This window comes from Streptomyces boninensis (assembly GCF_048572725.1).
GTDB lineage: Bacteria > Actinomycetota > Actinomycetes > Streptomycetales > Streptomycetaceae > Streptomyces > Streptomyces boninensis.
This window is the reverse complement of sequence record NZ_CP183837.1, coordinates 6836158-6849344: the sequence shown is the minus strand read 5'-3', so window position 1 is coordinate 6849344 and position 13187 is coordinate 6836158. Positions and strand designations below refer to the sequence as shown.

The following is a 13187-nucleotide window of genomic DNA, read 5'->3' as shown; positions in this document are numbered from 1 at the left end:
GCACCTCCAGCTGTACGAGGGTGACGAATCGAGGCGCGGCGGCAGAAGCCGCGGGCCACATGCCGTCGCGCACGTCGTCGCGCATGTGCGCCCACCGTGAAATCTAAGGATCGCTCCGATCCTGGGCTATCGACACCTGTCACGCATCCGGAGCCAGCGCTTCATACATATGTATGAGAGGCTTCCCGCATGCGCGGCGACTATCAGTACTTGGTGGACGAAATCTCCGCGGCGCTGCAGTCGCCGGCGACGCTGGAGGACCGCGAATTCGGACTCATCGCCTTCGGGGTCCACGAGGCGTCCGACGACGCGGACGTGATGGACCCGGTCCGTACCCGATCGATCCTCACGCGCCGCTCGACGGCGGCGGTGAAGGCGTGGTTCGAGGCGTACGGGATCGCGCGGGCGAAGGGCCCGGTGCGGATCGCGCCGGACCCGTCGGCCGGGGTGCGGCGCGGGCGGATCTGCCTGCCGGCGCGGCACGACGGGGTGGTGCAGGGGTATGTGTGGCTGCTGGACGACGGCCACCTGGCGGAGGTGTCGCTGGGCGACCGGCCGGGCGAGGCCCCGGACCCCCGGATCACGGCGGCGATGGAGATCGCGGACCGGATCGGTGCGCTGCTGGCGGCGGAGGCCCGTTCCGGCGCGGAGGCGGGGGCGCTGCTACGGGAAGTGATCACGGGCCCGGCGGCGGCGCGGGACGCCGCGGAGGCGGCGCTGCGGACGATACTCGGCGCGGCGGGTGAGGGGCCGGTGGCGCTGGTCGCGGTGCTGCCGTGGGGCAGCGACGATTCGAGCCTTTCGCTGCCCAGCGCGCCGGGAGTGGCGGCCCTTTGCGATGTGCCGCCGGCGGGAGCGCTGGCGGCACTGATCCGCTTGCGCGGAGCGGCTGCGCTGGAGCCGGCGCGGGAGGCGGCGCGCCGGTTGCTGGAGTCACCGCGGGCGGGCCGCTCGGGCGGGAGATCGGACTCGCCCCAGCGCCAACGACCCGCCCCGGGCGCCGGCATCAGCGCCCCCCGCCGCGGGCTCGGCGAACTCACCGCCGCCTGGCGGGAAGCCGTCTCCGCGGCGCGCGCCGCGCAGGCGGACGCCCGGCTTGGGCCCGTCGTCGAGTGGACCGACGCCGGGGCGTACCGGCTGCTTACCTGGGTGCCGAGCGGGATCGAGCCGGACCCCGCCGTGCGGCCCCTGCTGAAGCCGGCCCACGCCGAACTCGCCCGCACCGCCGAGGTCTTCCTCGACCACGCCGGCCAGGCGGGCCGTACCGCCACCGCCCTCGGCATCCACCGCCAGACGCTCTACTACCGCATCTCCCGCGTCGAAGACCTCACCGGCCTCGACCTCGACGACGGCGAACACCGACTCCTGCTGCACATGGCGCTCAAGGCCGCCCGCCTGTAAGCCGAGCCCGCCGCCTAGTCCACACGCACCACATACTTCCCCCGCACCCCACCACCCTCCAGCGCCCGGTGCGCCGCCGCCGTCTCCGCCAGCGGGAAGACCTGGTCCACCATCGGCCGCACCTCCCCTGCCGCCGCATGCCGGGCGAGGTCGTCGAAGAGCGGGCGCCTGGGATTCCCGCTGAAGGCCCGCACCCGGCCGCGGCCGTGCACGACACTGGCGGCGATCGAGCCCAGCGACGCAGCAGGCCGCGACAGGTCGAAGGCGATCGTGACCATCCGCCCGCCGGGCTTCAGCAATCCGCGGTACAGCGGCAGTTGGCTGCCCGCCGTATCGAGCACCACATCGAAGCGCCCCAAGTCCCGCGGATCCACGGCGCGGTGGTCCACCGCATGGTCGGCCCCGAGCCCCCGCACGAAGTCGAGGTTCGCCGCGCGCGCCAGCGCGGTCACCTCGGCGCCGCGGGCCTTGGCGAGTTGCACTGCGACGTTGCCCACGCCGCCCGCCGCGCCGCGCACCAGCAGGTGCTCGCCGGGCCGCAGCCGCGCCTTGTCCCGCAGCGCCGTGATGGCCGTGGTGCCCACCGGCAGCGCCGCGGCCGCCACCAGATCGATCCCGTCCGGTACGGGCCCGAGCCGGTCCACCGGCACGGTCACGTATTCGGCGGCGCTGCCGAACCCGGAGCTGCGGCCCAGCACCCCCCACGCCCGGTCGCCGACGGCGACATCCGCGGCGCCGGCGCCGTCACCGAGCGCGGCGATCTCACCCGTGAAGTCGAGCCCGACCCGCTGCGGGAACTTACGCCCCGTAAGGAAGCGCACCCGCCCGGCCCTGGCCGCCAGCTCACCGCCGTTCACGCTGAAGGCACGCACCCGCACCAGCGCCTCGCCCGGCCCCGGCTCGGGCCGGTCCACCTGGCCCACCCGCAGCACTTCGGGCCCGCCGTAGCGGTCGAAGAGCACCGCCTTCATGGTGGCGCGGTCCATTTTCGTGCTCGTCGTGCGGTCCATCGTCGTAGGCCTCTCCCATCGAATGCTTCGCCGTTTCTGCAGCGTAGGCTGGGAAGTGGAAAAGACCGTCCGCTTATCCCGGAGGTGAGAGAAAGTGCCCGCGCATTCCTCTCGGATCGCAGGCGACGACGCCCTGCGCCTGGACGCCCGCCGCAACCGGGACCGGATCCTCGCGGCCGCACGCGAGGTGTTCGCGGAGCGCGGCATCGACGCCCCGATGTCGGCGGTGGCCCGGCGGGCGGGGGTCGGCGTGGCCACCCTCTACCGGCGCTTCCCCACCCGGGCCGACTTGGTCGACAGCGCCTTTGCCGAACAGATGTCGGCCTGCACGCAGGTCTTCGCGGAGGCGGTGGCCGACCCCGACCCGTGGCGGGGCTTCAGCCGCCTGGTGCAGGAGCTGTGCCGCCTGCAGCGCGAGGAGCGGGGGTTCCCGGCGGCGTTCCTTGCCTCGTTCCCCGACCGGGCGCGTGAGCATGCCGAGGCGCGGGCGGATGCCGAGGGTGAGGTGGCCGCGCTGATCCGCAGAGCCCAGGCCGCGGGCGCGCTGCGGCGCGACTTCCACCCGTCCGACCTGGTCGTTCTCCTCCTGGCCCACGGCGGCCTGGTCACCGCGCTGCCGGACGATCCGGCGGCCTCGACCCGCCTGGTGGCGTACCTCCTGGAGAGCTTCCGCGCCGGACCCGGGCGCGCCCCGCTGCCTCCGCCCAGCGCGATCAGCCTGGCCGGCCTGCCCCTCTCGGGGTGAAGTCGCCCCGCGCGTCAGAGGCACCCCGCCGGCAGCCGCCCGCCGGCGGCGCACACGTGACCGATCGCCGCCGCCAGCGAATGCGCGTCGAACAGCGCCGAGTGCTCCGCCCCCGCGGCAGCGGGACGGGGCAGGTCGAGTGCCTCCCACAGCCGGCCCGAATTCGCCGTCGCCGTGGCCGGGGCGAGTGTGTTCAGCCAGGGGCGGATGTTGAGGAAGTGCGCGGCCAGATAGCTGCTCTTCACGTCCTCGCCGCGGGCCCGCGCCCAGCCCACGTTCTCGCCGATGACGACCATGTCATTGCCGTACGACAGGACGGCCTGCCCCTGGCAGAAGCGCAGGAACTCGCTCAGCGCCTCGGCCGGCGCGATGCCGTCGCTGTCGACGGACTCCTGGTCGATGCCGGTGAGTTCGGTGAAGTACGGCGAGAGCCGGGGGTTCACCACGGGGCGTACCAGGGCCTCGTACTCCTCGATGACCGAGAAGTCCGCGCGCAGCCGCACGGCGCCGATCTGCACGATCTCGCGGAGCTGCCCCGGCTCCGACCAGTCGCCGTCGTGCGCGCCCGGCCAGGTGGTGAATTCGAGGTCGAAGACTACAAACGTTGACATGGGGCCTTGCTGCCTGACGCCGGCGACCACCGACCGCACGCTTCATCGCACGGCCGCCCGCCGGTCAGCCGCCCGCCATCCGCCGCAGGCTGGCCTCGATCTGCTCGCCCGACGGGGTCGCCTCCGGGTCGATGAGGTGCTGGGTCCAGATGCCGACCCACAGGGCGCTGTAAAGCCAGCCGTCGGTGCGCGCCCTGGCCTTGTCGACCTGGTCCTCCGGTACGCCCTCGAAGAGGGTGATCATGCCCTCCCAGCCCTGCGGCATGACCTCGACGAAGAAGTCCTTGAGCTTCTGGTTGTGATCGAGGAGGCCGAGCACCTCCAGCTGCGCCAGCCAGAACCGGCGGTCGGCGTCGACGCCCTTGACCATCGCCTCCCACACCTTGGCGCGGTCACCGGCCTTCGCCACCACCTCGACGCGGCTCCCCCACTCGTCGATGAGCGCGAGGAAGGCCGCGCGCATCAGCTCTTCCTTGCCGCCGTAGTGATAGCCGATCGAGGCGAGATTCGCCCCCGACGCGGCGACGATGTCGCGCGCCGTGGTGCGCGTCCAGCCCTTCTCCAGCAGGCAGGCCTTGGCGCCTTCCAGGAGGTCTTCGCGGTGTCCCATGCTCATGACCATACCTGACAGGCGTCTTAGACGCACGTACTAGACAAGCGTTTAAGACGCTCGTATAGTCCATGTCATGACGCACTCAGCGAGCACCCTCAACTCCCGCGCCGGACGCCGGGAATGGACCGCCTTCGCCGTCCTCCTGCTCCCGCTCCTCCTCGTATCCATGGACGTCTCCGTCCTCTTCTTCGCCATCCCGGAGATCTCGGCGACGCTGGACATGAGCGCCACCCAGCAGCTGTGGGTGTTCGACATCTACGCCTTCGCCCTCGCCGGGCTGCTGATCACGATGGGCTCGCTCGGCGACCGGATCGGCCGCCGCAAGCTGCTGCTCATCGGGGCCGTCGCCTTCGGGGCGGCGTCCATATGCGCCGCGTACGCGCAGAACGCCGAGATGCTCATCGCCGCCCGCGCCGTCCTCGGCTTCGGCGGGGCGACGCTGATGCCCTCGACGCTGGCGCTGGTCAGGAACATGTTCCGGGACGACAAGCAGCGCTCCACCGCCATCGGCATCTTCTCCGGCGCCATGGCCGGCGGCATCGCGCTCGGCTCGGTGATGAGCGGGGTGCTGCTGAACCACTTCTGGTGGGGCTCGGTCTTCCTGGTCAACGTGCCCGCGATGGTGCTGCTGCTCGTCCTCGCGCCGCTGCTGGTGCCGGAGTTCAAGGACCCGGCGCCCGGTCGCTTCGACTTCCTCTCCGTGCCGCTGTCGATGGCCGCCGTGCTGCCGGTGATCTACGGGCTGAAGGAGTTCGCGGCCGAGGGCTACAGCCACGTCTACGCCGCCTCCATCGCCGCGGGCCTCGTCTTCGCCGCCCTCTTCGTACGGCGCCAGCGGAGCCGCCGCGACGCGATGATCAGCCGCGATCTCTTCCGTAACAAGGGCTTCGGTGCGGGCATCGCCCTCAACACCCTCGCCACCTTCGCCATGATGGGCTCGGCGTACTTCACCACCCAGTACCTGCAGTCCGTCCTCGGCAAGGGCCCGCTGGAGGCCGCGCTCTGGTCACTGGTGCCGTCGCTGGCGGTCGCGGGCGCCGCGCCCGCCGCCACCGCCCTCGCCCAACGGATCAACCGGGCGTACGTGGTCACCGGCGGCTTCGTGGTCGGCGCCGCGGGCTACGGCATCCTCACCTTCACCGGCACCGACTCCCTGTGGCTGGTGCTGATCGGCGCGGCCGTGCTCGCCATGGGCATCGTCGCCGTCATGGCCGTCGTCAACGACATGGCACTGGCCACCGCCCCGCCGGAGAAGGCCGGCTCGGCCTCGTCGCTGCTGGAGACCGGCCACGAGTTCGGCGGCGCACTGGGCATGGCGGCGCTCGGCTCGCTGGCGACGGCGGTGTACCGCAGCGACGTCGACGCGGGCGCCCCCGCCGGGGTCCCGGCCGGCGCGCTGGACACCGCCCGCGAGACCCTCGGCGGCGCCACGGTGGCCGCGGGCCAACTGCCGGGCCGCACCGGCGAGTCGCTGCTGGCGGTGGCGCGGGAGGCGTTCACGCACGGGATGCAGATCGCGGCGGTGGGCGGGGCGGTGGTCCTGCTCGCGGGTGCGGTGGTGGCGGCGGTGGCGCTGCGGCGGGTGCGGGCCGCGGATCCGGCGGTGCGGATGGGCGGGGGGCCGGAGGCCGCGGATCCCGAAGGGGCCCAGGAGCCCGAAGAGGCCCCGGAGCCCGCCCTCAGCCGTCCTGCCGGCTGAACTCCCAGAACCGCGGCACCGTGGCCGAGTCCACACTCCACTCGGACCCGAAGATGTTCTCCCTGGCCACCGTGTACTGCCGGCCCTGCCACAGCGGCAGGACCGGCAGATCGCGCGCCACCAGGCTCTGGATCTTCTTGTACGGGCCGACGGTGCGCGCCCGGTCCGCCTCCTTGTTGGTGGCGGGCAGGAGCGAGTTGTTGATCGGGTCGGAGTCGTAGCCGTTGTTGACGATGTTGTCCTTGGCGAAGAACGGGGCCACGAAGATGTCCGGGTCCGGGTAGTCGGCGAGCCAGCCACGGACGTAGAAGCCGAACTTGCCTTGCTGGATGCCCTTGTCGTACTCGTCGATCGGCACGCTCTTCACATCCGCGTCGAAGAGCCCACTGGCGTTGAGCTGCCGCGCGATCTCCTTGAACGCGGGGACGGTGGCGGGGCCGAAGCGGTTCGGGGTGACCCAGAACGTGGTCTTGACCTTCTGGTTGACGCCGTCGGCGCGCAGCGCGGCCGCCGCCTTGTCCGGGTTCGGGCGGTCCCCGTAGGTGTTGAAGTACGGGGTGGTGTGGCCGGTGATGCCGGTCGGTATGACGGAGTACAGCGGCTCTACGGTCCGCTGATAAACCTTGCGGATCAGGGCATTGCGGTCGACGAGGTAGGCCATGGCGCGGCGGACGGAGAGCTTGCCGGCGACCGGGTCCTTCATGTTGAAGATCAGGTGCATGACCTCGGCGCTGGCGCCGTTGGAGACCTTCACGCCGTCGCCCTCGCCCGCGAGGGTGGCATTCTCCAGCTCGCGGATGTCGTCGGCGGCGAGGCCGCGGTAGGCGAGGTCGACGTCACCGCTCTGCAGCGCCTTCTTGAGGCGGGCCTGCTCGCCGGTGAAGAACTCGACGGTCATGCCGGAGTTCTTGGCTTCCGCGCTGCCTTTGTAGTCGTCGTTACGGGAGAGGACGGCCCGCTTCTTGTCGAATTCATCGAGGCTGTAGACCCCGGAGCCGATGATCTTGTCGTCCGTACGGAGCTTGTCCGCCGGGTATTCGCGGTGGTCGACGATGACGGCGGCATTGGAGGCGATCTTCGCCGGGAAAGTGGCGTCGGGGGCCTTCAGCCGGAAGACGACCGTATGGGCGTCCGGGGTCTGGATCTTCTTGATCGAGGCGAGGAGGTAGGCGGGACCCTTGGGGCTCTTGATACGCAGCGTGCGGTTGAAGGAGTGCGCGACGTCCTTCGAGGTGAGGCTGTTGCCGTTGCTGAACTTCAGGCCGTCGCGGAGCTTGCAGCGGTAGACCGTGCTCTGGTTGTCCTCGAAGCTGCACTGCTTTGCGGCCTCGGGGCCTGGCTCGGTGGCGCCGTGCTGGTAACTGAGCAGGGTCTGGAAGGTGTTGTTGAAGATCATCCAGGAACCGACGTTGTAGCCGCCGGCCGGGTCGAGGGAGCCGACCTCGTCGGTGGTCCCCATGACGATGTTCTCGTCCTCGCCGCTGCCGTCGGAACCGACGAGCAGCCACCCGGCGAGCAGCGCGCCGATGACGCCGACTCCGAGTACCCCCGCAAGCAATCCTTTGCCCAACCGAAAACTCGCCACGCTTTACGCTCCCGCTGTACCGCCGCGTTTAACTTTGCTGCCCCCGGTGCTGGCGGTCACAGTACGGGTGGCCTGCCCGGCCGGGACAGGCGCTGGGCTGGTTTGTTCTCTGGCCGTGATCATCGCTCGCCCGGCGGGTCGTGGGTTTTCAGGATTTTCTCCCACCCACCCACCCGTTGCTCTCGCTCCGCTATGAGCGACAGCAACGGGCGGGTGGGCGGGAACACCCCCGGCGCTACAGCAACGGGTCACGCTCACCCAAGGTGCGCCGCCGGAACCCCGCTCGCCTCGCCGGAGGCGTCTCGCGCCGGGCGGCCCGTGTTCATCAGCGCGCCGACCACCAGTGCCGCCGCCAGCAGGATCGCCGCCGCCACCCCGAAGGCCGCCGAGAAGCCGTCCACCAGCCCATCCCGCAGGACCGCCGGCGACGGCCGGCCGCCGCCGCCGGCCCCCGCATGCGAGCCGACATAGTCGGCCGTCGCGCTCGTCGCCACCGTGTTCAGCAGCGCCGTCCCGATCGAACCACCGATCTGCTGCGACGTGTTCACCGTCGCGGACGCGACCCCCGCGTCCGCCTCGGCCACCCCGTGCGTCGCGTAGTTCATCGACGTCACCATCACCATGCCCATCCCGAAGCCCAGGATCAGCTCCGCGGGCAGCACGCCCGCCGCGTACGACGTCGAAGCCTCGATCCGCAGCGACGCCCACCCCGCGCCGGCCGCCGCCAGCAGCAGCCCCGGCACCACCAGCACCCGCGGCGGCACCTTCGGCAGCAGCCTGGTCGCCAGGCCACCCGCGCCGGCCAGCACCGCCACCGTCATCGGCAGGAAGGCAACGCCCGTCTTCAGCGCCGAGTAGCCCTTCACGACCTGCATGTAGTACGTGAGGAAGAGGAACATCGCGAACATCCCCACCATCGCCAGCGCCACCGCCACGTACGCGCTCCCCCGCGCCCGGTCCGCCAGCACCCGCAGCGGCAGCAGCGGCGCCTTCGCCACCCGCTGCCAGAGGATGAACCCGGCCAGCAGCGCGGCGCCGACGATCAGCAGGCCGTAGACCCACCGCGAGTCCCAGCCCTCCGACTCGGCCTGGCTGCAGGCGTACACCACCGATACCAGCCCGGTCACCGCCAGCACCGCGCCCGGAATATCCATCCGCGGCCGGGACGCCGACCGTACGTCCGCCGGCAGCACCAGCCAGCCGAAGGCAGCGGCGATGGCAATGGGCACGTTCACGTACAGGCACCAGCGCCAGTCCAGATACTCGGTCAGCGCGCCACCCGTCACCAGGCCGATCGCGCCGCCACCCGCGGCGATCGCGCCGTAGATGCCGAACGCCTTCGCCCGCTCCCGCGACTCCGTGAAGGTCAGCGTCAGCAGCGACAGCGCCGCCGGCGCCAGCAGCGCCGCGAAGACGCCCTGGCCGGCGCGGGCCGCGAGCAGGGTGCCGAAGTTCGGCGCGGCGCCGCCGAGCGCCGAGGCGCCGGCGAAGCCGAGGAGGCCGGTCAGGAAGGTGCGGCGGCGGCCGAGGTAGTCGGCGATGCGGCCGCCGAGGAGCAGCAGGCCGCCGAAGGCGAGGGAGTACGCCGTGACCACCCACTGGCGGTCGCCGTCCGAGATCCCGAGGTCTTTCTGTGCGGAGGGCAGGGCGATGTTCACGATCGTGATGTCCAGGACGATCATGAGCTGCGCCAGCCCGATGAAGAAGAGCACCAGCCACCGCCTCGGGTTGGCGGCCTGTTGCGGCATCATGCTTGACGTGGTCATGTCACTACCTTTCTCGTACGGGATGAGCGTGCCGACACCGATATGGAGTTACGTCAGCCGCGCGCGGCGATGCGCTCGCGGATCTTGTGGAACCAGCCGAAGCCGATCGCCGGACCCGGCAGCCGGATGGCGCGTTCGCGGGCGGCGGCCGGGCGCAGGCCGTCCATGTAGATCTCGACCTGCCGGTGCGTGATGTCCCTGTCCTCCGGCACCACGTCGCCGGGCAGCGGCCGGGAGAGTCTGATGACCATGAGGGTGACGTCACCGACGAGCACGTCGCCGCGCACCAGACCGGCCTCCTGCGCCTCGGCGAGCAGGTCGTGCAGCTCCCGCAGCGGGTCGCGGCCGACGTCGGCGAGGACGTCTCCCACCCTGAACCGCCCGGACAGCGCCGGCATGATCGCCCCGATCCGCAGGTCCACCCCGGCGTGCATGAACTGCCGCAGCCCCTCGAAGGGGTCCTTGTGCGCCGCCCGGATGCCGTCGAAGGCCTCACTCATCCGGGACAGGATGTCCACCGCGACGCCGTGCAGCAGCGCCTCGCGGTTGGGGAAGCGGCGGTAGAGGGTGGCGATGCCGACGCCCGCGCGGCGCGCGATGTCGTCGAGCGGGGCGTCCGCGCCTTCGGCGACGAAGACGTCGCGGGCGGCGCGCAGGATCTGGTCCCGGTTGCGCTGAGCGTCGGCCCGCATCGGTCTCTCCTAGACGTAGGAATTTTCTCCACTTGCCTTCACCGTAAGAAGCAAGCGGAGAGATTTCATCCATCTGGGGAGAAGTGAGAGGGGCCCCGGCGGTGATCCTCCGGATACGACGGACGGGCCCGCGATGCGGGCCCGTCCGGTGGTGCAGCTTGCTGCGGGGTGTCTCAGTCGGTGAGGTTCACCGCGCGAGCGCTCGTGGCGCCGATCTCGCCCGCGATCTCGCCGAGGACCGGCTGCGGGATGGTGTCGTCGACGGTCAGGGCGACGAGCGCCTCACCGCCGACCGTGTCGCGGGAGACCTGCATGCCGGCGATGTTGATGCCCGCCTCGCCGAGGATCCGGCCGAGGGTGCCGACGACGCCGGGGCGGTCGGAGTACCGGAAGATGGCCATGTGGTCGGCGAGCTGCAGGTCGATGTCGTGCTCGCCGACGGCGACGATCTTCTGCTGGTGCTTCGGCCCGGCCAGGGTGCCGGAGACCGAGACCTCCTCGCCGCCGGAGAGGGTGCCGCGGACGGTGACCACATTGCGGTGCTCGGGCGACTCGCTGCTGGTCGTCAGGCGCACCTCGACGCCGCGCTCCTGCGCGAACAGCGGGGCGTTCACGTACGAAACGGTCTCGGCGACGACGTCCTCGAAGACGCCCTTGAGGGCGGAGAGCTCCAGCACCTTTACGTCGTGCTGGGTGATCTCGCCGTACACCTCGACGTCCAGGCGGACGGCCACCTCGCCGGCGAGCGCGGTGAAGATCCGGCCGAGCTTCTCGGCGAGCGGCAGGCCGGGGCGTACGTCCTCGGCGATGACGCCGCCCTGGACGTTGACCGCGTCCGGGACCAGCTCGCCGGCCAGGGCGAGGCGGACCGACTTGGCGACGGCGATGCCCGCCTTCTCCTGCGCCTCGCCGGTGGAGGCGCCCAGGTGCGGGGTGGCGACGACGCTGTCGAACTGGAAGAGCGGCGAGTCGGTGCACGGCTCGGACGCGTACACGTCCAGCCCCGCGCCGGCGACCCGGCCCTCCTTCAGCGCGGCCGCGAGGGCCTCCTCGTCGACGATGCCGCCGCGGGCGGCGTTGACGATGCGGACGTTCGGCTTGACCTTGTGCAGCGCCTCTTCGCCGATGAGGCCGAGGGTCTCGGGGGTCTTCGGGAGGTGCACGGTGATGAAGTCCGAGACCTCGAGCAGCTCGTCGAGCGTGAGCAGCTTGACGCCCATCTGCGCGGCGCGCGCGGGCTGGACATAGGGGTCGTACGCGACGATCTTCATGCCGAAGGCCGACATGCGCTGGGCGACCAGGACGCCGATGCGGCCGAGGCCGACGACGCCGAGGGTCTTCTCGCTGAGCTCGACGCCGGTGTACTTCGACCGCTTCCACTCGCCCTGCTTGAGGGCGGTGTTGGCCTGCGGGATGTTACGGGCGGTGGCGACGATGAGGCCGCAGGCGAGCTCGGCGGCGGTGACGATGTTGGAGGTCGGGGCGTTGACCACCATCACGCCGGCCTTGGTGGCGGCGGATACGTCGACATTGTCGAGGCCGACGCCGGCGCGGGCGACGACCTTCAGCTTGTTCGCGGCGGCGATGGCCTCGGCGTCGACCTTGGTCGCGGAGCGGACCAGGATCGCGTCGACGTCGGTGATGGCCGACAGGAGCTCGCCGCGGTCCGCGCCATTGCACTGCCGGATCTCGAAGTCCGGGCCCAGCGCGTCGACGGTGGCCGGGGAGAGTTCTTCGGCGATGAGAACGACGGGTTTGGCGGTGCTGTCTGTGCTCACGTGGGTCCTCACTGGTGCTGTGCGGACGGCCGTCCCGACGGCCGCAGGCGGTGGAGGTGGTGGCAGCGCTGGGCCGGCGAGGCGGCCCGGACCCACGACGCTGTGAGCTCGACACGCGCTTATGGAGTGAGTGTATCGGCGGGGGCAGCCCCTGCCGACCCCGATCGGAAAGGATCACTCGGACCGGGGAAATCGCGCCTGGCGGCGCTCGCCCTCAAGCGCCGGGCAGGCTCCATATGGAGCCTGCCCGGCGCTTGAGGGCAGCTGGAAGGCTTACTGCTCGTCGTCCACCCAGCTCATGAGCTTGCGGAGCTCCTTGCCCGTGGTCTCCAGGAGGGAGTCGGCGTCGCGCTTCTTGTACTCGTTGTAGCGCGGGAGGCCGTTGGCGTACTCCTGCATCCAGTCCTTGGCGAACGAGCCGTCCTGGATCTCGGCGAGGACCTTCTTCATCTCCGCCTTGGTCTGGTCGGTGATGATGCGCGGGCCGCTGACGTAGTCGCCCCACTCCGCGGTCTCGGAGATCGACCAGCGCATCTTGCTCAGGCCGCCCTCGTACATGAGGTCCACGATGAGCTTGAGCTCGTGGAGGCACTCGAAGTAGGCGATCTCCGGCTGGTAGCCCGCCTCGACCAGGGTCTCGAAGCCCGCCTTGACCAGCGCGGAGGTGCCGCCGCAGAGCACCACCTGCTCGCCGAAGAGGTCGGTCTCGGTCTCCTCGGTGAAGGTGGTCTTGATGACGCCGGCGCGGGTGCCGCCGATGGCCTTCGCGTACGAGAGGGCCAGGGCGAAGGCGTTGCCGGTGAAGTCCTGCTCGGCGGCCGCGATGCACGGCACGCCGCGGCCCTCCTCGAACTGGCGGCGGACCAGGTGGCCCGGGCCCTTCGGGGCGACCATGCAGACGTCGATGTTGGCCGGCGGCTTGATGAAGCCGTAGCGGATGTTCAGGCCGTGGCCGAAGAAGATCGCGTCGCCGTCCTTGAGGTTGTCCTTCACGGACTCCTCGTAGACCTTCGCCTGGATCGGGTCCGGGACCAGGATCATGATCACGTCGGCCTCGGCGGCGGCCTCGGCGGGGGTGGTGACCTTGAGGCCCTGCTCCTCGGCCTTCACCCGCGACTTTGAGCCCTCGTGCAGGCCCACGCGGACGTCGACGCCGGAGTCCCGGAGCGACAGGGCGTGGGCGTGGCCCTGGCTGCCGTAGCCGAGAACCGCGACCTTGCGGCCCTGGATGATGGACAGGTCGGCGTCGTCGTCGTAGAACAGCTCGGCCACGATTGAATCTCCTTG

General features: G+C 71.0%; 11 protein-coding genes. 3 read left to right on the top strand and 8 right to left on the bottom strand.

Annotated features, from left to right (window positions below):
* The first annotated feature begins 189 nt into the window (after positions 1-189).
* On the top strand, positions 190-1401 hold the full coding sequence (locus tag ACNNMR_RS31365) for a PucR family transcriptional regulator (protein ID WP_419998058.1): 1212 nt from the start codon (positions 190-192) through the stop codon (positions 1399-1401).
* A gap of 14 nt (positions 1402-1415) precedes the next feature.
* Here ACNNMR_RS31365 and ACNNMR_RS31360 read toward each other — a convergent pair whose 3' ends face one another.
* A complete protein-coding gene (locus ACNNMR_RS31360; protein ID WP_419998057.1) occupies positions 1416-2387 on the bottom strand; it encodes an NAD(P)-dependent alcohol dehydrogenase in 972 nt (323 codons plus the stop codon).
* A 118-nt stretch (positions 2388-2505) separates the two neighbouring features.
* Between ACNNMR_RS31360 and ACNNMR_RS31355 the strand changes: the two genes are divergently transcribed.
* Positions 2506-3156, top strand: a complete 651-nt coding sequence (locus tag ACNNMR_RS31355; protein ID WP_419998056.1) for a TetR/AcrR family transcriptional regulator — start codon at positions 2506-2508, stop codon at positions 3154-3156.
* A gap of 14 nt (positions 3157-3170) precedes the next feature.
* Here the strand turns inward: ACNNMR_RS31355 and ACNNMR_RS31350 are convergent, their stop codons facing one another.
* Complete coding sequence (locus ACNNMR_RS31350) at positions 3171-3767, bottom strand: exonuclease domain-containing protein (RefSeq protein ID WP_419998055.1); 597 nt, start codon at positions 3765-3767, stop codon at positions 3171-3173.
* A gap of 64 nt (positions 3768-3831) precedes the next feature.
* Positions 3832-4377 (bottom strand): TetR/AcrR family transcriptional regulator, encoded by a 546-nt coding sequence (locus tag ACNNMR_RS31345; RefSeq protein WP_419998054.1) that lies wholly within the window; start codon positions 4375-4377, stop codon positions 3832-3834.
* A gap of 76 nt (positions 4378-4453) precedes the next feature.
* Here ACNNMR_RS31345 and ACNNMR_RS31340 point away from each other — a divergent pair, with 76 nt between their 5' ends.
* On the top strand, positions 4454-6079 hold the full coding sequence (locus tag ACNNMR_RS31340) for an MFS transporter (protein ID WP_419998053.1): 1626 nt from the start codon (positions 4454-4456) through the stop codon (positions 6077-6079).
* Here ACNNMR_RS31340 and ACNNMR_RS31335 read toward each other — a convergent pair.
* The 5 genes from ACNNMR_RS31335 to ilvC all read right to left on the bottom strand — a co-directional run bounded on the left by ACNNMR_RS31335 (position 6060) and on the right by ilvC (position 13172).
* Complete coding sequence (locus ACNNMR_RS31335) at positions 6060-7664, bottom strand: ABC transporter substrate-binding protein (RefSeq protein ID WP_419998052.1); 1605 nt, start codon at positions 7662-7664, stop codon at positions 6060-6062. The two genes, ACNNMR_RS31340 and ACNNMR_RS31335, sit on opposite strands and share 20 nt — an antisense overlap.
* A gap of 254 nt (positions 7665-7918) precedes the next feature.
* Positions 7919-9430 (bottom strand): DHA2 family efflux MFS transporter permease subunit, encoded by a 1512-nt coding sequence (locus tag ACNNMR_RS31330; protein ID WP_419998051.1) that lies wholly within the window; start codon positions 9428-9430, stop codon positions 7919-7921.
* 53 nt (positions 9431-9483) lie between these two features.
* On the bottom strand, positions 9484-10122 hold the full coding sequence (locus tag ACNNMR_RS31325; protein WP_419998050.1) for a TetR/AcrR family transcriptional regulator: 639 nt from the start codon (positions 10120-10122) through the stop codon (positions 9484-9486).
* Between the two features lie 173 nt (positions 10123-10295).
* The gene (gene serA, locus ACNNMR_RS31320) at positions 10296-11900 is read right to left on the bottom strand and encodes a phosphoglycerate dehydrogenase (RefSeq protein ID WP_419998049.1); all 1605 of its coding nucleotides are present in this window, start codon (positions 11898-11900) and stop codon (positions 10296-10298) included.
* Positions 11901-12173: 273 nt separating this feature from the next.
* Complete coding sequence (ilvC, locus tag ACNNMR_RS31315; RefSeq protein WP_419998048.1) at positions 12174-13172, bottom strand: ketol-acid reductoisomerase; 999 nt, start codon at positions 13170-13172, stop codon at positions 12174-12176.
* Positions 13173-13187: the final 15 nt, after the last annotated feature.